The organism is Streptomyces sp. NPDC053431 (assembly GCF_044544925.1).
GTDB lineage: Bacteria > Actinomycetota > Actinomycetes > Streptomycetales > Streptomycetaceae > Streptomyces.
This window is the reverse complement of the sequence record NZ_JBITXX010000001.1, coordinates 301,981-318,440: the sequence shown is the minus strand read 5'-3', so window position 1 is coordinate 318,440 and position 16,460 is coordinate 301,981. Positions and strand designations below refer to the sequence as shown.

Annotated in this window: 15 protein-coding genes and 1 tRNA gene; 8 read left to right on the top strand and 8 right to left on the bottom strand. The window is 74.5% G+C overall.

All coding sequences use genetic code 11. From position 1 onward, the window contains the following. Positions 1-212 precede the first annotated feature (212 nt). On the bottom strand, positions 213-1,982 hold the full coding sequence (locus ACIGXE_RS01340; protein ID WP_399743669.1) for a GTPase: 1,770 nt from the start codon (positions 1,980-1,982) through the stop codon (positions 213-215). 367 nt (positions 1,983-2,349) lie between these two features. Further along, positions 2,350-4,056, bottom strand: a complete 1,707-nt coding sequence (locus tag ACIGXE_RS01335) for a dynamin family protein (protein WP_399741228.1) — start codon at positions 4,054-4,056, stop codon at positions 2,350-2,352. A 261-nt stretch (positions 4,057-4,317) separates the two neighbouring features. Between ACIGXE_RS01335 and ACIGXE_RS01330 the strand changes: the two genes are divergently transcribed. After that, positions 4,318-4,390, top strand: a tRNA-Arg gene (locus tag ACIGXE_RS01330). A 644-nt stretch (positions 4,391-5,034) separates the two neighbouring features. Here the strand turns inward: ACIGXE_RS01330 and ACIGXE_RS01325 are convergent. Both ACIGXE_RS01325 and ACIGXE_RS01320 read right to left on the bottom strand, forming a co-directional pair. Then, on the bottom strand, positions 5,035-5,868 hold the full coding sequence (locus ACIGXE_RS01325) for a class I SAM-dependent methyltransferase (RefSeq protein ID WP_399741225.1): 834 nt from the start codon (positions 5,866-5,868) through the stop codon (positions 5,035-5,037). Continuing rightward, on the bottom strand, positions 5,865-6,032 hold the full coding sequence (locus ACIGXE_RS01320; protein WP_399741223.1) for a hypothetical protein: 168 nt from the start codon (positions 6,030-6,032) through the stop codon (positions 5,865-5,867). The genes ACIGXE_RS01325 and ACIGXE_RS01320 overlap by 4 nt, the downstream gene beginning before the upstream one ends. 240 nt (positions 6,033-6,272) lie before the next feature. Here ACIGXE_RS01320 and ACIGXE_RS01315 point away from each other — a divergent pair, with 240 nt between their 5' ends. The 3 genes from ACIGXE_RS01315 (at position 6,273) to ACIGXE_RS01305 (ending at position 9,637) form a co-directional block, all read left to right on the top strand. Next, on the top strand, positions 6,273-7,568 hold the full coding sequence (locus tag ACIGXE_RS01315; RefSeq protein ID WP_399741220.1) for a homoserine dehydrogenase: 1,296 nt from the start codon (positions 6,273-6,275) through the stop codon (positions 7,566-7,568). A 57-nt stretch (positions 7,569-7,625) separates the two neighbouring features. Beyond that, entirely contained in the window at positions 7,626-8,687 is a 1,062-nt protein-coding gene (locus ACIGXE_RS01310) for a serine hydrolase domain-containing protein (protein ID WP_399741217.1), read from the top strand. Between the two features lie 98 nt (positions 8,688-8,785). Further along, positions 8,786-9,637, top strand: coding sequence for a hypothetical protein (locus tag ACIGXE_RS01305; protein WP_399741214.1), 852 nt, complete (start codon positions 8,786-8,788; stop codon positions 9,635-9,637). A gap of 37 nt (positions 9,638-9,674) precedes the next feature. Here the strand turns inward: ACIGXE_RS01305 and ACIGXE_RS01300 are convergent, their stop codons facing one another. Beyond that, on the bottom strand, positions 9,675-10,361 hold the full coding sequence (locus tag ACIGXE_RS01300) for a TetR/AcrR family transcriptional regulator (protein WP_399741211.1): 687 nt from the start codon (positions 10,359-10,361) through the stop codon (positions 9,675-9,677). 127 nt (positions 10,362-10,488) lie between these two features. Between ACIGXE_RS01300 and ACIGXE_RS01295 the strand changes: the two genes are divergently transcribed. The 3 genes from ACIGXE_RS01295 to ACIGXE_RS01285 all read left to right on the top strand — a co-directional run bounded on the left by ACIGXE_RS01295 (position 10,489) and on the right by ACIGXE_RS01285 (position 13,737). Then, positions 10,489-11,139: an NADPH-dependent FMN reductase gene (locus tag ACIGXE_RS01295; RefSeq protein ID WP_399741208.1), complete on the top strand. Its 651-nt coding sequence runs from the start codon at positions 10,489-10,491 to the stop codon at positions 11,137-11,139. A 14-nt stretch (positions 11,140-11,153) separates the two neighbouring features. Beyond that, the gene (locus tag ACIGXE_RS01290) at positions 11,154-12,575 is read left to right on the top strand and encodes a DHA2 family efflux MFS transporter permease subunit (RefSeq protein ID WP_399741205.1); all 1,422 of its coding nucleotides are present in this window, start codon (positions 11,154-11,156) and stop codon (positions 12,573-12,575) included. Between the two features lie 91 nt (positions 12,576-12,666). Next, positions 12,667-13,737, top strand: a complete 1,071-nt coding sequence (locus ACIGXE_RS01285; RefSeq protein ID WP_399741202.1) for a 4Fe-4S binding protein — start codon at positions 12,667-12,669, stop codon at positions 13,735-13,737. Between the two features lie 58 nt (positions 13,738-13,795). Here the strand turns inward: ACIGXE_RS01285 and crcB (ACIGXE_RS01280) are convergent, their stop codons facing one another. The 3 genes from crcB (ACIGXE_RS01280) to crcB (ACIGXE_RS01270) are packed head-to-tail and all read right to left on the bottom strand — an operon-like array spanning position 13,796 to position 14,909. Beyond that, positions 13,796-14,143, bottom strand: coding sequence for a fluoride efflux transporter CrcB (gene crcB, locus ACIGXE_RS01280; RefSeq protein ID WP_399741199.1), 348 nt, complete (start codon positions 14,141-14,143; stop codon positions 13,796-13,798). After that, the gene (locus ACIGXE_RS01275) at positions 14,140-14,490 is read right to left on the bottom strand and encodes a DUF190 domain-containing protein (protein ID WP_399741196.1); all 351 of its coding nucleotides are present in this window, start codon (positions 14,488-14,490) and stop codon (positions 14,140-14,142) included. Before ACIGXE_RS01275 ends, crcB (ACIGXE_RS01280) begins: the two co-directional genes overlap by 4 nt. After that, complete coding sequence (gene crcB, locus ACIGXE_RS01270; protein WP_399741193.1) at positions 14,487-14,909, bottom strand: fluoride efflux transporter CrcB; 423 nt, start codon at positions 14,907-14,909, stop codon at positions 14,487-14,489. The genes ACIGXE_RS01275 and crcB (ACIGXE_RS01270) overlap by 4 nt, the downstream gene beginning before the upstream one ends. A gap of 319 nt (positions 14,910-15,228) precedes the next feature. Between crcB (ACIGXE_RS01270) and ACIGXE_RS01265 the strand changes: the two genes are divergently transcribed. Further along, entirely contained in the window at positions 15,229-16,440 is a 1,212-nt protein-coding gene (locus ACIGXE_RS01265; protein ID WP_399741190.1) for an IS701 family transposase, read from the top strand. Positions 16,441-16,460: the final 20 nt, after the last annotated feature.

Below are 16,460 nucleotides of genomic sequence, written 5' to 3'. Positions count from 1 at the left end.
GCCCGCCCCTCGTCGTCCTACGGTTTCCTTCGCTCTGTGCCCATGGTGGAACGAAGCGCGAAAACCCGCTGAGGCGTGTGGACAAGCGGACGACTGTGGACAACTCGGCCACCCGAAGGGGTCCTTCCGCCGTGGATGTGACGGGCGGTGGGAGGGGCTGACGGACGGCACGGGCGCCGGACGGAACGGACGCCGGACGGGGGCGGGCCGCCTCACCTCACCCGCGCCGCGCCCGACCTCGCCGGGCCGAGCCGCGTCCCGCCGAAGCGACCGCCGCCCGCGACCCGGCTCACCACCCGCGTCGCGCCCGAGGCCGTCACGTACTGCTCGCGCACCTCCCGGTAACGCATGAGCTCCGCCGCGATCGGGTCGAGCACCCGCGCCCGGCCGCAGGCCGCCGCCGCCTCGCGCAGTCTCCGCTCGGCGTCCTGGCCGTAGCGCCGGGCCGGCCCGCGTACGGCCGTCGCGCACGCCCACTCCACCAGCGGCCCCCCGACGATCCCGGCGACCATGATCAGGACGGGCGGCCAGAGCAGCGGCTCCACCACGCCCACGATCTGGCCCACCAGCCACAGCGCGCCGAAGATCTGCAGGAAGGTCATCACCACCTGGGCGAGCACCGCGGCCGGCCACCACGCCGGGCGGGGCGGCCGGGCCGCCGGGTCGCCCATCGTCACGGTCAGCTCGTCCAGCGCCTCGGGCAGCCCGTCGGCCCCGCGCAGCGCCGCCTCCCGTACCGCCTGCGCCCACGGCCCCGGCAGCCCGCGCGAGGCCTCGTCGGAGACGATCCGCACCGCCTGCTCGACCCGTTGACGCGCGGTCAGCTCCTCCTCGACCGGCGCGTTCAGGCGCGGGTCGGTGCTGCCGTGCGCGCGGACCCGCTCGTACCAGCGGTAGAGCCGCAGCCACGGCGTCCCGCAGGCACGGATGGCCCCGCGCCGCCAGACCCGCTCGGCGGCCTCCCCCGCCGCCTGCGCGCCGACCGCGACCGCGAGCCGGTCGGCGAAGTCCTCCCGGGCCCGCTCGCCGAGCCCCGGCCGGCCGTCCGCCACGTACACCGGCTTCAGCCGGGCCGCGGCCGCGTCCACGTCGGCGGACAGCCGCCGCTCGGGCGCCGTGCGTTCCTGCACGAACCGGCCCAGCAGCTCGCGCAGTTCCGGTACGCCCTCCCCCGTGAGCGCGGAGAGGGAGAGGACGGTGGCACCCGGTTCGCCGTGCTCGCCGAGCGCCACGCCGTCCTCGTCGAGGAGGCGCCGCAGGTCGTCGAGGACGAGGTCGGCGGCCTCTGTGCCGAGCCGGTCGATCTGGTTGAGCACGACGAAGGTGACCTCGGCGTGCCCGGCGAGCGGCTGCAGATAGCGCTCGTGGAGGGCGGCGTCCGCGTACTTCTCGGGGTCCACCACCCAGATCACCGCGTCGACCAGGCCGAGCAGCCGGTCCACCTGGTCGCGGTGGGCGGTGACCGCCGAGTCGTGATCGGGCAGGTCGACGAGCACGAGCCCCTGGAGGTCGGCGTCCGCCGCGCCGCCCGCGAGCGGCCGGCGCCGGAGCCGACCGGGGATCCCGAGCCGGTCGAGCAGCCCGGCGGCCCCCTCCGACCAGCTCAGCGCGAGCGGCGCGGCGGTCGTGGGGCGTCGCAGCCCGGTCTCGGACACCGGGACCCCGGCGAGGGCGTTGAAGAGCGTGGACTTTCCGCTGCCGGTGGCCCCGGCGATGGCGACGACGGTGTGCCGCGCCGACAGCCGTTGGCGTGCGGCCGCCTCGTCGAGCACCCGCCCGGCCTCGGCGAGCGCCTCCGCCTCGACCCGCGTACGGGACAGGCCGACGAGCTCGTGCAACGCGTCGAGTCGGGCCCGCAGGGCACCCCCGTAGGCCCCGCGGAGCGGCGGCAGCCCGCCTTCGTCGTCGTCCCCGCCCTGCTCCGGCACGCCGTCGGCCCCCTCGCCCTGCGGGGCGGCGCGCTCGGCGGCACGGCGAGCGATGAGCCCGTCGTCCCAGCGGGCGGGGGTGGGGGCGGGGGCAGAGGCTGGGGTGGGGGTGAGGGTGGGGGCAGCCGCGGGGGCCTGGGCGGCGGCAGGGGTCGGCGTGGGGGTCGCGACGCGGGCGAAGCCGAAGCCCGACGCCCCACCCGCACCCGCACCCGCACCCGCACCCGCACCCGCACCCACTACATCGGCAGTCCTCGCCGAACCGTCCGCGCCTTCCCCACTCCCCGTGCTCCCCGTGCTCCCCGTGCCCCCCGCACCCTCCCGCTCCACCCCATCCACCGCGTCCACTCCATCCACCCCAGCCACCCCAGCCACCCCATCCACCGCGCTCTCCGCTGCGTCCACTCGGTTCTCCACTGCGTCACTTCTCCTTCTGCAGGACGGAGAGCGCGGCGATCAGCTCGGCCTGCGGCTCGGGGGTCACGTCGAGGGCGTCGAGGGGCGCGAGACGCCGGTCGCGTTCGGTGTGCAGGGCGCCGTCGAGGCAGCTGCGCAGCAGCTCGCCGCCCTTGTCGCGGAGGAGCAGGGCGCCCTGGGCGCCGAGGAGTTCGGCCAGCCGGTCTCCGGCGGCGCGGGTGCGGCGACCGCCGAGGAGCACAGCGGCGAGGAGCGCGGTGAGCGTCTCGGTGTCGGGCCCGGCGGCGGCCGCCGCGCGCCCGGAACCGCGCCCCGCACCGCGCCAGGAGGTCTTCCCGGGGCGCCCGTGTCCCCTCCCGGAACCGCGGAAGGCGGCCGGGTGTTCCAGGCCGTGCACCTCCTCCTCGACCATCTCCTCCAGGACGCGCCGCCAGTGCCGTACGGACATGGCGATCCGCTCGGCGGCGTCCCGGCTCTCGTCCTTGCGGGGGTCCCGGAACGCGGCACCGCTCGGGGCGAGCGCGCCGGCGGCCGGTTCGCGGCGCCAGGCGTCCCGGACCCGCTCGTCGGCGGCGGCGACGGCGCACTGCACCAGGGCGGCGAGGGATTCGACGAGGGCGTCGAGGAGTTCCTCGGCGGAGCTGTCCCGGGGGTAGCCGCGCCAGCGGGTCCGGGCGTCGCCGGCGAGGACGGCGCCGCGCTTCACGAGCTCGCGGACCCGCTGCCCCTGCGCGTCGTAGGCCGCCTCGACGGCGCCGCCGAGCCGTACGGCCGCGGCGTACTGGGCGGCGACGGCGCCGGCGAGCTCCGGCATGCGGGTGTCGAGGGAGTCGAGCACGCCGGCGGCGGTACGGCCGACGGCCTGCTGGCGGGCGGCGGGGTCCTGGACGCAGTGGGCGAGCCAGCCGCGCAGCGGGGCGACGGCGTTGTCGGGCAGCAGCCCGCTGCCACCGCCGGTGGACTCGGGGAGCTCGGGGATGGTGAACCGGGGCAGGTCGCCGAAGCCGGCCTTGTCGAGCAGCGCCTCGTACTGCCGGGACACCTCGCCGATGACCTGGTGGGGGACGCGGTCGAGGACGGTGACGAGGGTGGCGTCGTACTCCTTGGCGGTACGCAGGAGGTGCCAGGGGACGGCGTCGGCGTAGCGGGAGGCGGTGGTGACCATGACCCAGATGTCGGCGGCGCAGATCAACTCGGCGGCGAGGAGGCGGTTCTCGACGACGAGCGAGTCGATGTCGGGCGCGTCGAGGAGGGCGAGCCCGCGGGGCAGGGTGGCGGCGGTCTCGACGCGCAGGGCGTTGTCCTCGGGGGGCTCCTCGGCCGGGTGGTCGTCGTCCTGCTGGGGCAGCCAGACGCGGGTCAGTTGGGGCAGGACGCGCATTCCGGCGAACCAGTGGTGGTCCTCGGGGTGGCACACCAGGACGGGCGTACGGGTGGTGGGCCTGAGCACCCCGGCCTCGCTGACGCGCCGCCCGACGAGCGAGTTGACCAGGGTGGACTTCCCCGCCCCCGTGGATCCGCCGACGACCGCGAGCAGCGGGGCGTCGGGATCTTTCAGGCGGGGCACCAAGTAGTCGTCGAGCTGGGCGAGCAGCTCGGACCGGGTCTGCCGGGCGCGGGGGGCGCCGGGGAGGGGGAGAGGAAGACGCACGGCGGCGACACGGTCGCGCAGGGCGGAGAGTGCGTCGATCAGCTGAGGCCGTTCGTCCATGGTCACCACATGCGAAGAATGCCCAATTTTGGAGCCTTTTTGAAGCGTATTGCGGCTGCGCGCGCCGACCGAACGGATGTAGCCGGGGGCCTCAGGCATAACGAGTGCACAACACCCGGCCCGAGTGGCGCGAAAAGCGCTGCACGAATCGCACCTGCCTGCGATTATCGGACCGCTTCACCGAACCTCCACATCGTGCCACGCAGGTGAAGCAACCGGGCCAAGGGGATCGGAGCCCTATCCTTGTCCCGACCACCACAGGCCCCCGTAGCTCAGCGGATAGAGCAGGTGCCTTCTAAGCACTTGGCCGCAGGTTCGAGTCCTGCCGGGGGCGCTCCACCCAGACCCTCCTTCGGGAGGGTCTTTTTGCTGGTCAGGCCGCGTTTTCGGTGCTCGACCGGGGCTGCCGGACAGCCCTCTGCGAGCCAGGACGGCCCCCCTGGGCGTCCAGGCCGTCACCGAGTGTCGGGGCAGTGCCGCCGGCTCGCCGCCGGAGAACGCGCGGGGAAGTTCACGGGCGACCCGCCCTGGCCGGATCCCCTAGCCCAGCCCCCTGCGCGAGGCGCTGCTTCAGGTCATCGAGCCACCCGCCGCGCCGGAGCGCGCGTGCCGCCGCCGGCGGAACGTGAGCTCACCGTCGCTCCAGGTCGCCGCGCGTTCCCCCGGTCGGCCCGCGAGCGCGGTCGAAAGACCGGGTCAAGGAACTCGGTCGAACTCACCCGCCCCGGCTAATAGGCCGGAGGGAAAACAGTCACCTTCGACCTCTCCGGCGTGCTGCCCCGCGCGACCGAGAGAAAGCGGAATGAAACCCTCAGACGGAAGGAAGGGACGAAGGACCGCAGAACGACCGCAGAACGACGCCAGAACGACAGATCACGGCGGAGGGAGAGCCATGGCGCGGTTCGGCGACGACCGCGGCAATCCCCTTTCCCGGGTTCAAAGCGGACCCCTCCCCGAAAGGCGCTGCAGCGGAAACGGTCAGCCCGCCGCCTCCCGCCCCTCGGGGCGCCGACCCCACGCCGTGACCATCCCGGCCGACAGGGCCGCGCACGCGTCCGAGTGCAGATAGAGGATCGCCGCGTCGACGGCCGCGTCGTCGACCAGGCCGGTCGCGAGCATCGCCGCCCTGCTCCGTTCCCATGTGTCCGCCCAGAAGCGGCTGATGGGGCTGCCCGGCACGAGCGGGGGCACATGGATCTCGGCGGCGACGGGCGCGAGCCCGGCCCCGCGCAGCAGGTCCGGGTACGACGGCACCCACGAGACGTCCGTGCCGATGGTGTCCCGCAGCCCCTGCCACATCGCCCGCATCACCTCGGTGTACGGCGTGCCGGGAGCCCGGTCGCTCGTCAGGTCGACCGCGTCGCTCAGCACCAGTACGCCGCCGGGCTCGACGAGTTCGGCCCATGCCCTGAGCACGCGCTCGCGCTCGGGCAGGTGCATCAGCACGAAGCGCGCGTGGACCAGCCGGAACCGGCCGGGGGCGAAGTCCGGCGCGGTGGCGTCGGCTTCCCGCACGTCCAGGCCCGGCACGGGCCGTTCGGAGAGGAACCGTACGTCGCGGTCCACCGCGAGCACGCTCTCCACCCCGGCCTCCTCCAGCAGCCGGCGGGCGACCGTGCCCGTACCGGCCCCCACGTCGAGACAGCGCCAGCCCGGACCGGCCCCGAGGTCGCGCAGCCGCGCCAGGGTGATGTCGTCGTACGCGAGCGCGCCGTAGTCGATGCGCTCGCCCTCGCCCGCCGCCTCGGGCCGGAAGACGTCCTCGCCGTAACGCCCGCCGCCCGGCGCGTCCCCGCGCGGAGCCCGGCTCACGGCGTCGTCCGCGGCGGGACGGAGACGGTGCCGCCAACGGGGTCCTCGGCCGAGCCGGCGGTCTCCTCGACGGAGCCGGCGGTGTTCTCCGAGGAGCCGGCGGTGTTCTCCGCGGAGCCGGCGGTGTCCTCCACGGCGTCGGCGGTGTCGTCGTACGGTTCCATGGCCGGACCTCTTCACGCGCTGGGCGGTGCCGGGCGGCGCTCTCCCGCGGACGCCGTCCTTTCGATCCTCCGCCGGCCGCTCCCGGCCCGCACCTTCGCCGGCACTCCGCCCGTACGGAACGACGGAACGGAATTACGCTTCCGGTAAATCCGGACCCCGCGCTTACCAGCGGTTTCACCATGCGAGATGCCCGGGAAAAGGTCGCGGCCGGGCCCAGGACCGGCCTGTATGCTCCGGCCATGTATCGCAGCATAAATGTGGGCATGTTGGGCGCCGGTAATGTCGGAGCGACTTTCGCCGAATTCCTCCTGAGCCGGGCTCCCGAGATCAGGGAAATCAACGGCCTCGATCTCCGCCTCACGCGCATCGCCGTACGTGACGCCGGAAGGAAACGCCCGGGTCTGCCGGCCGCGCTCCTCACCGAGGACGTGGCGGCGGTCACCGACGCCGAGGACATCGACGTGGTGGTCGAGGTGATGGGCGGCCTCGAGCCGGCCCGCGCCTACGTGCTCGCCGCACTCCGCGCCGGCAAGCCCGTCGTGACCGCCAACAAGGAGCTCATCGCCAAGCACGGCCCCGAGCTCTACGCGGCGGCCGACGCCACCGGCGTCGACCTGTTCTTCGAGACGGCCGCCGTGGCCTCCGTGCCGATCCTCCGCCTCCTCCGGGAGTCCTTCCTCGGCGAGGACATCACCAGCGTCCTCGGCATCGTCAACGGCACCTCGAACTACATGCTGACGCGCATGTCCGAGGAGGGCCTCCCGTACGCCGAGGTCCTGCGCCAGGCGCAGGAGGCGGGCTACGCCGAGCCCGACCCGACCAACGACGTCAGCGGCGCGGACGCCGCGTCGAAGCTGGCCATCCTCGCCTCGCTCGCCTTCAAGCGCGCGATCGCGGTCGACGACGTCGAGCGGGAGGGGATCGAGGGGCTGGACCGCGAGGACTTCGAGATCGCCGAGCGTTTCGGCTACGTCGTCAAGTCCGTCGCCAAGGCGGACGTGTTCGGGACGACGGGCACCGGAGAGCGCGAGATCGGCGTCCAGGTCTTCCCGGCCCTCGTGGACAGGAACCACCCCCTCGCCCACGTACGCGGCACCTTCAACGCGGTCTTCCTCCGCGGCAGCGCGGCCGGTGACCAGATGTTCTACGGGCACGGGGCCGGCCGGCTGCCCTCCGCGTCCGCGCTCCTCGGCGACCTGGTCACCGCGGCGGACCACGTGCGCCGCGGCACCCACCGCGCGGTGCCGCTCGGCAGCCCCGCGACGCTCCGGCCCACGGAACTGCTCAGCCACCCCCACTACCTCAAGCTGGACGTCACCGACGCGCCGGGCGTGCTGTCCGAGGTGACGGGCGTGCTGGGCCGCCACGGGGTGTCCATCCGCTCCATCACCCAGGAGGACCGCGCCTCGAAGGCCCGCGTCGTCTTCATCACGCACCGCGCCGAGGAAGGCGCGATGAAGAAGGCCGTCGAGGAACTGCGCGGCCTCGACAGCGTCCTGGGCATCGGCGGCATGCTCCGCATCGTGGAGGCCTGAGCAGGCGGATCCGGACCGCCCCGCGGGAGAGCGACTCCCGCTGGGTAGACACCTGATGTGAACACGACGCTCGGCGCTCCGCGCATCGAACGGCTCCTTCAGGACGGGGTCCGCGCCCGGGTCTATCCCGGTGCCGCCTGGGCCGTCGGCGACGCCCGCGGGCCCCTGGCGGGCGGGGCCGTCGGGTCCCTCGCGCCCGGACCGGCCGCCTGCGGCCCGGTCAGGGACGGCCTCGTGCGGGACGACTCGCTGTACGACCTCGCCAGCCTCACGAAGGTGATCGCCGTCTGGCCGGTCGTCGGCACGCTCGCCGAGTCCGGCGAGCTCGCGCTCGACGCCCCGCTCGGCGCCTTCTGGCCCGAGGTCGCCGGCCATCCGCTCGGCGACGTCACCGCCTTCCAACTCCTCACCCACACCGCCGGCCTGCCCTTGCGCGCCAATCTGCGCGCCCTGTACGGCACCGATCCGCAGGACGTACGGGACGGGGTGCTGCGCGAGGTGCTGCGCCGGCGGCCCGGGGAGGCCGTCGAGTACACCGACCGGGCGGCGCTGATCCTCGGCTATCTCGCCGAGCACCTCACCGGCCGGCCCCTCGCGCGGCTGGCCGCCGAGCGGGTCTGGGCTCCGCTCGGCATGACGGAGACCCGGTACGGTCCGCTGCCGGCGCCGCTGGCCGCGCGGGCCGCGCCGACCGAGTACGACGAGGAGACCGGCGCCCATCTCCAGGGCACCGTGCACGACTTCTCCACCCGGCTGCTCGGCGGCGCGTGCGGCATCGCCGGGACGTTCTCCACCACCGGAGACCTGGGGCGCTTCCTGCGTCAGGTGCTCGATCCGGTCCGGCCGCCGTTCGGCCCCGGGTGGGTCGCGGACTCGCTGCGGGTCCGTACGGGCGAACTCGCCCCGGCGCGCGGGCTCTTCTGGCACCTCGCGCCCGGCACCTCCGTACGGGACGACGTCTGGGTGCACTACGGCTTCACCGGCACCGGCATGTGGGTCAGCCCGTCCCGCGGCCGTTGGGCCGTGCTGCTCACCAACAAGCTCTACTTCACCCGCGACACGGGCCCGGTGACCGCGGTCCGCGACGCCTTCCGGACGGCCGTGTTCGGCGCGCGGTGACGGCGCGGGCCACGGTGACCGGATCGGGCCGGGCTCGTTGCACGCCGTAAACGATCACGTGTGTGGTCGGTGAGCGAACGGGCAGTGGAGGCACGACCGTGGGAGACGAGCGGGCGGTACTGGTCAGGGACCTGGTCCTGGGCGACCCGGAGGACGTACGACGGGCGGCGGACGAGCTGGGCGAGGGCGGTGCGGTGGTGCACGGCTTCGCCAACTTCTACGCGCTGACCGCGGGCGCCGCCCCGGAGGTCGTGGCACGGGTCAACCGGATGAAGGGCCGTCCGCCGGGGCAGGTCGGGTCCGTCACGACCGTGCCGTCCGGCGTCCACGCCCTCTTCGACTGGACCCGCCTGCCCGCCGAGCTGCCCCGGCGGCAGTTGTGGGCGCTGCTCGACGAGCTGTACGAGCTCGGGCCGTTCGGCTTCCGCGGCCCCGCCGCGGAGCGGTTGCCCGGCCATCTGACCGCCGTCCAGGACGGGGTGCGGACCGTACAGGTGGTCGCGCCGGGCCGGCACTGCCCGTCGAACGCCTTCCTGCGCGCCGCCCTCGACCGTACGGCGGCCGCGTTCCTGTTCATCACCTCGGCGAACCGCTCGCGTGAGCTGCCCCATTGGCGCGGCGAGGGCGTGGTGGCGGACTTCCGGGACGAGCCGCGGGTACGGATCCTGGCGCATGCCGACGACGCCGCGGCGCGGCTGCGGTACCCGTACCACGCGCCGGTGTCGACGAGCGTGGTCTCCTTCCACCGCTCGGCGGGGCGCGGCCGGGCGGGGCTGCCCGCGCTGACCCTGGAGCGGCAGGGCTCCCTGTCGGCCGAGCACATCCGGTCCGTCGCCGCGAACCACGGCTTCGCGCTGGCGCTCGCCCCGCAGGCGGGCCCGCGGTGCGGCGCCCGCATCTACCCCCAGGCCGGGGCCGACGGGCGACAGCCGGCGCGGGCCCGGTCGTGAGCCGGACGGCACGCGCCGGCCGTCCGGAGGACGCTTCCTAGGCGGGGCGGTAGGCGCGGACGAAGGCGGCCACCCCTCCCTCGAGGATGCGGTCGGTCTCGGCCTGCGGGAGCGGCAGCACGCCGTAGTGGGAGCGCTGGACGACGGTGGCCGTGGTGAGGGCCATGAAGTGGCCGCTCGCCAGGTCGGGGTCGCCGTGCAGGTCGAGCAGGCCGTGCTCGGCCAGCCCGGTGAAGGCGGCGGCGAGCGCGGCGGAGACCGGTCCCGGTCCGGCCTCCTGCCAGGCGGTGCGGACCTCGGCGGGGACGTGGTCGGCCTCGGCGGAGAGGTGCCGGACCAGGGCGAAGTGGTCGGGATACTCGGCGATCAGGTCGGTGAAGGCCCGCGCGAGCGCGACCAGGTCGCGTTCGAGCGCGTCGGGGTGGGGCGGCCGCGCGGGGTCCAGGAGGGCGTGCAGCCGGGCCAGTTGGGCGTCCTTCACCTCGTGGGAGGTCCAGGTGACGACCGTCTGGAAGAGCTGGGCCTTGCCGCCCGGGAAGTGGTTGTAGAGCGTGCGGGTCGACACGCCGGCCGCGGCGGCCAGGGCGTCGACGGAGGCGCGCGCGTAGCCCTCGCGGCCGAAGGTCCCGCAGGCCGCGCGGACCACCGTGAGCTGTTTCTCCAGCTTGCGGGGCGGGACCTCGCGCCGGGCCCGTTCCATCCAGGCGTCGTTGGTGCTGCTCATGACGGCACCTTACCGCCGCACCGCACCGCGGGTACAACGAGCGTTGCACTTTTTACAACGAGCGTTGTACCTTCAGGGAGGGCCGGACGCGCCGGGCGTCCGGACCACTCCTGGAGGGGGATCCGCCATGCCCGAGACCGCCACCGTCGCTTCCGAGACCACCACCGTCGTTTCCGAGACCGCCACCGCGCCCGCCGCGCTGCGCGTCGCCGTCCTCGTCGGCAGCGTCCGCGAGGGCCGTCAGGCCGGTGCCGTCACCGACTGGTTCCTCGCCGTCGCCGAGCGGCACGGCGGCCTGGAGCTCGACGTCGTCGACCTCGCCGAGGTCGACCTGCCGCTGGCCATGCCGGACTGGGGAGCCGGGCCGAGCCCCCGAGCGGCCGCGGCGCTCGCCGAGGTCTCGCCGCGGCTCGCCGCAGCCGACGCCTTCGTGGTCGTCACGCCCGAGTACAACCACAGCTTCCCGGCCGTCCTGAAGAACCTCATCGACTGGCACCGCCCCGAGTGGCAGGCCAAGCCGGTCGGCTTCGTCTCGTACGGCGGTCTCGGCGGCGGCCTGCGGGCCGTGGAGCAGCTCCGGCTGGTCTTCGCCGAGCTGCACGCCACCACCGTGCGCGACGCGGTGAGCCTGCACGGCCCCTGGTCCGGGCTCGGCGAGGACGGCGTGCCACGGGACGCGGTGATCGCCGAGACCGCCGCCAAGGGCATGCTCGGCCAGCTCGCCTGGTGGGGGCGGGCGCTGCGCACCGCCCGGGCCGACCTGCCCTACCAGGGCTGAGGGGGGCGCAGGCGATGACCACCGCACTGCTCCGCACGCCGCGCGGGAACGCCGGCCCCGCTCCCGCCGCACCGCTCGGCCGGATCCTCACCGTCGTCGTCCTCGGCTCCGTCATGGCGGTCCTGGACATGACGATCGTCAACGTCGCCCTGCGCAGCCTCTCCGAGGCCTTCCAGGCGCCGCTGGCGACCATCCAGTGGACCGCCACCGCCTACACCCTCGCGCTCGCCGCGGTCATCCCCACCACGGCCTGGACCATCGGCCGGTTCGGCGCGAAGCGCACGTACCTTGCCGCGCTCGTCCTGTTCACCCTCGGCTCGGTGCTCGCCGCGTTCGCCTGGGACGCGCCCAGCCTGATCGCCTTCCGCGCGGTGCAGGGCCTCGGCGGCGGACTGCTCATGCCGGTCGGCATGACGATGACGATGCGTGCCGCCGACCCGGCCCGGTTGGGGCGGGCGATGGCCGTGGGCGGACTGCCGATCCTGGTGGGCCCGGTGATCGGACCGACGCTCGGCGGCTGGCTCGTCGACGCCGCGTCGTGGCACTGGATCTTCCTGGTCAACCTCCCCCTGGGCGCGGTGGCGCTGACCCTCGCGGGGCGCCTCCTGCCCCCCGACGCGCCGCGCGCCGGCGCCCCGGCCCCGCGCCTGGACGTCCCCGGCCTGCTGATGCTCTCCCCCGGTCTCGCCCTGCTCCTGTACGGCCTGGCGCGCGGCGGCGAGGGCGGCGACTGGGCGAGCCTCGGGGCGCTGCTCCCCACCGCCGCGGGCGTGCTGCTCGTCGCGGCCTTCGTCCGGCGGGCCCTGTCGGCCCGTGAGCCGCTGCTCGACCTGCGCCTCCTGCGCGACCGCACCTTCGCGGCCGGGGCCGCCACCCTGGCGCTGTTCACCTGCGGATACTTCGGCTCGATGCTGCTCGGCCCGGTGTACTGGCAGGCGGTACGGGGGTGGAGCGCGAGCTCGGCCGGGCTGCTCGCCGCCCCGATCGGGCTGACCGTCGGCCTCACCATGCAGGTCGCCGCCCGCCGCATCGACACGGCGTCGCCCCGGCGGCTGATCCCGGTCGGCGTCGCCCTCGCGACGCTCGGGATGGTCCTGAGCGCGCTGCAGACCGGCACGGAGGGCGTGGCGCCCTGGCGGGTGGTCGGCGCGGCGATGGTGATGGGCGTCGGCGCGGGCATGGTCCTGATGCCGACGATGACCACCGCGAGCCGCGACCTGCCGAAGGACCGGATGGCGGCGGCCAGCACGGCGCTGAGCATCAACTCGCAGGTGGGCGCCTCGATCGGCACGGCCCTGTGCTCGGTGGTGCTCGGCGCGGCGGGCGCCGACCCGGCCGGCTTCCGCGTCACCTACGCGGTGGCGGCGGCCCTGATGGGCCTGGCCGTGCTGCCCGCCCTGCTGCTGCCGCGCCGCCCCTCCCGCGGCACCCGCTGATCCGCCGCCAGTCAGTCTTGTTTTCCAACTGTCTCCCCCTCTAGTGTGTCCAGAAATCAAACTGACCCATCAGAGGGGGCGTGGCGTTTCCATGGAAGCCCGAAAGCTTCCGGCCCGGCTGGCCGGCCATCCGTCCGTGCGGGCCGTGCTCGCGGCGCGCGACACGGAGCAGCGGGCCGAACCACCGGTGGTCCTCGACGCCGACCGGCTGCGGGAGTTGTGCCTGCGGGCCGGGGCGGACGACGCCGCGGCGGTGAGCCTGGACCATCCCGACCTGGCCGGGGAACGCGAACACGTCGAGGAGGCGCTGCCCGGGGCGCGGACGCTCGTCTCGCTCGTCGTCCGCATGAACCGCGACGACGTGCGCTCGGCGGCCCGCAGCGTCGCCAACCACGAGTTCCACCGGGCCGGGGAGCTCGTGAACGACGCGGCCCGTACGGTCGTACGGGAGCTCCAGGACGCCGGATACCGCGCGGTGAACCCCTCCGCGACCTTCCCCATGGAGATGGACCGGTTCCCCGGCCGGGTCTGGGTCGTCGCCCACAAGACGGTCGCGGTGGCGGCCGGCCTGGGTGTGATGGGGCTGCACCGCAACGTCATCCACCCGAGGTTCGGCAGCTTCGTCCTGCTCGCCACCGTCCTCCTGGACGCCGAGGTCTCCTCGTACGGCGAGCCGCTCGACTACAACCCCTGCGTGGACTGCAAGTTGTGCGTGGCCGCCTGCCCGGTCGGCGCCCTCACCAAGGACGGCGGCTTCGACTTCCTGGCCTGCGCGACCCACAACTACCGCGAGTTCATGGCCGGTTTCACCGACTACGTGCAGACGGTCGCCGACAGCGCGGACGCCGCCGACTTCCGCTCGCGGGTCACCGACGCGGAGAACGCCTCGATGTGGCAGAGCCTGGCCTTCAAGCCGAACTACAAGGCCGCCTACTGCCTGGCCGTCTGCCCCGCCGGGGAGGACGTCCTCGGGCCGTACCTCGACGACCGCCGGAACTTCATGGACACCGTCCTGCGCCCGCTCCAGGACAAGGCCGAGACCCTGTACGTGCTGCCCGGCTCCCCCGCCAAGGAGTACGCGGAACGCCGCTTCCCGCACAAGGAGGTCAAGGAGGTCAGCGGCGGCTGGCGTAAACCGTCCTCCCCGAAGGACATGCCATAGGCCCTGTCGTCGCACTCCCGCCTGCCCCGGGCAACGACGGGGAGTGCGACGACAGGACCTAGCCGGCGAGCGTGACGCCGAGCCACACGGCGCCGAGCCCGGCCGCGGTGCTGCCCAGGACGTTGGCGACCGCGTACCCGCGCGCGCCCGTCCCGTACAGCTTCAGCGTCTCGTACGAGAAGGTCGAGTACGTGGTGAGCGCGCCGCACAGGCCCGTGCCCAGGAGCAGCCCGGCGCGGGCGGAGGCGACGCCGGTCAGCAGGCCGAGGACGAGCGACCCGACGGCGTTCACCACGAACGTGCCCCAGGGGAAGACCGAGTCGTGCCGGGCCTGGACGGCGCGGTCCGTGAGATAGCGCAGCGGGGCGCCGACGGCGGCGCCCACGACGACGAGCAGCCAGTTCACCCGCGCGGCTCCCCCGGCCCGTACCGTACGACCTCGCAGGCGTCGAGCAGCACCAGACCGCCCTGCGCCGTGAGCTCCTCCAGCTCCGGCAGGAAGGCCCGCACCCGTTCCTCCGTGTCCACGATCACGACCGCCACCGGCAGGTCCTCGCCGAGCGAGAGCAGCCGGGTGGTGTGGACGAGGGAGGAGGCGCCGAAGCCCTCGACGCCGCGGAAGACGGACGCGCCGGCGAGACCGGCGGCGTGCGCGCGGTGCACGATCTCCGTGTACACCGGCCGGTGGTGCCGGCTGTCCCGCTCGCCTACCAGCACCGTCAGGCGCACCGCCCGTCCGGTGAGCCGGCTCATCGGGCCCTCCTCTCCGGAACGGCCCGCACGACGGCCCGGGTCGCCCCGACGGCCGCCCAGACCGCGGCCAGCGCGGTCACCGCGGTCGCCGACAGATATGCCATGCCCCGTGCGACCTCTCCGTCGGCGAGCAGCCGCTGGGTGTCGAGCGCGTAGGTGGAGAACGTGGTGAAGCCGCCGCAGACGCCGGTGCCCAGGAAGGGGCGCAGGAGCGGGTGGGGCGGGGTGACGGTCTCCGTCGCGAGGACCATGAACGCGCCGAGGACGGCGCAGCCCACCGCGTTGACGGTGAGGATCGTCCAGGGGAACGCGCCGGCCGGGGTGGGCCAGGCCAGGGTCGCGGCGTACCGGGCGGTGGCGCCGAGCGCGCCCCCGAGGGCGATCACCCCGACGACCGGTAGCTGCGCGCGGAACCCCATGGCACCAGGGTAGGCGCACGGGCCCGTGCGGACGGGCACGGGCTCGTGAGCGAGGCGCACAGGCACGGCCCCCGGCCTGGGGCATTAACCGGGGCCCGGCCCGTGCTGCCTCGAAACGATGGTCCGGGCCGGACGGCGAGCGGGTCAAAGCCGGTCCGGCGAGTCTGTCAGATCCCCCCTGGGGTATCGGGGGGTTGTGGTCCGGCCACCATCGGGCGGCCGATACGGGTGCCGGCTACACCTCGTCCCCCCGGCGCGAAGCCGCGAACGTGGAGGTAGCAGCGGGAGGGAGCTGCGCAACCCGTAGGGCAGGAGTGTCGTGAGTACATCCGTCGCAACCAGGTTCAGGACCGTCGCCGCGCACCGTGACGCTGCCGGCGAGGACGTGTACGGCGAACTCTGCGCCGCGCTCTTCTCCGGTTTCCCGCGTCGCGACCAGCGTCTGAAGGCCGAGCAGTACCTGCACGGCCTGCTGACCGCGCAGGGTCGCAAGTCCATCCGCAACATCGCCGCGCAGATCGGCGGCCCCGCCGCCGAGCAGAGCCTGCACCACTTCATCTCCAGCTCCACGTGGGACTGGCGGCCGATGCGGGCCGAGCTGGCGCGCTTCCTGCAGCAGAACAGCAGCCCGCAGGCCTGGGTGGTGCGGCCGATGCCGATACCGAAGGCCGGACAGCACTCGGTCGGCGTCGACCGGCGCTTCGACCCCGAGCGGGGCCAGGTCTTCCGCGGCCAGCAGGCCTTCGGCGTGTGGTTCGCCTCCGAGGACGTCAGCGTCCCCGTCAACTGGCGCCTCTTCCTCCCCGATCCGTGGGTCAAGGACCGCACCCGGCGGGACCGCGCGGAGGTGCCCGAGGGAGCGGCCGAGGAGACCCTGGAGGAGTGCGCGGTCAACGCGGCGCTCGACGCGGCCCGCTGGCCGGAGGTCGCCCGCAAGCCGCTGCTGCTCGACATCCGCGGCGGCGCCGGACGGGCGGCCCTGCACCGGCTCGCCCTCGCCGGCGTCCCGGTGGTCGCCCAGATCGACACGCACTGCCGGCTGACCGTCGCGGACCGCTCGCTGCCGGGCTTCGGCGCCGGACCGCTCAGCGCGCTGCAGATCCTGGAGTCCCTGAAGGGCCTGCGCCGCCCGGTGAGCTGGGTGGACTCGGCGGCCGGGATCCGGACCTCGCGCACCTCGCTCGCCACCGCGGTCCGGGTCACCCTGCCCGTACCGGCGGGCGAGCGGCAGCGGCCGCTGCTCCTGCTCGGCGAGTGGGACGACCCGCGGCGCTCCCCCGCCCGGCTGTGGATCACCGACCTGACCGGCTCGGCCGTCGGCCCGCTGCTGCGGCTGACCAAGCTGTCGCGGCGGGTGGAGCGGGACTTCCGCGCGGTCGGCGAGGGCGCGGGCCTGCGGGACTTCGTGGGGCGCTCGTTCCGCGGCTGGCACCGGCACATCACGCTGGCCTCCGCCGCCCACGCGGCGACCGTGCTGGCCACCGACCGGGACACCTCGTACGGCTCCGTCCACGGCCGCTCGGCGGGCTGATCCCAGGCTGGGGCCCGGAA

Excerpts from the sequence above, each read along its gene's own strand:
- ACIGXE_RS01285 (WP_399741202.1), top strand. The coding sequence starts at position 12,667 with ATGGAAGCCCGAAAGCTTCCGGCCCGGCTGGCCGGCCATCCGTCCGTG.
- ACIGXE_RS01290 (WP_399741205.1), top strand. The coding sequence starts at position 11,154 with ATGACCACCGCACTGCTCCGCACGCCGCGCGGGAACGCCGGCCCCGCT.
- crcB (WP_399741193.1), bottom strand. The coding sequence starts at position 14,909 with ATGGGGTTCCGCGCGCAGCTACCGGTCGTCGGGGTGATCGCCCTCGGG.
- ACIGXE_RS01300 (WP_399741211.1), bottom strand. The coding sequence starts at position 10,361 with ATGAGCAGCACCAACGACGCCTGGATGGAACGGGCCCGGCGCGAGGTC.
- ACIGXE_RS01315 (WP_399741220.1), top strand. The coding sequence starts at position 6,273 with ATGTATCGCAGCATAAATGTGGGCATGTTGGGCGCCGGTAATGTCGGA.
- ACIGXE_RS01320 (WP_399741223.1), bottom strand. The coding sequence starts at position 6,032 with ATGGAACCGTACGACGACACCGCCGACGCCGTGGAGGACACCGCCGGC.
- ACIGXE_RS01295 (WP_399741208.1), top strand. The coding sequence starts at position 10,489 with ATGCCCGAGACCGCCACCGTCGCTTCCGAGACCACCACCGTCGTTTCC.
- ACIGXE_RS01275 (WP_399741196.1), bottom strand. The coding sequence starts at position 14,490 with ATGAGCCGGCTCACCGGACGGGCGGTGCGCCTGACGGTGCTGGTAGGC.
- ACIGXE_RS01335 (WP_399741228.1), bottom strand. The coding sequence starts at position 4,056 with ATGGACGAACGGCCTCAGCTGATCGACGCACTCTCCGCCCTGCGCGAC.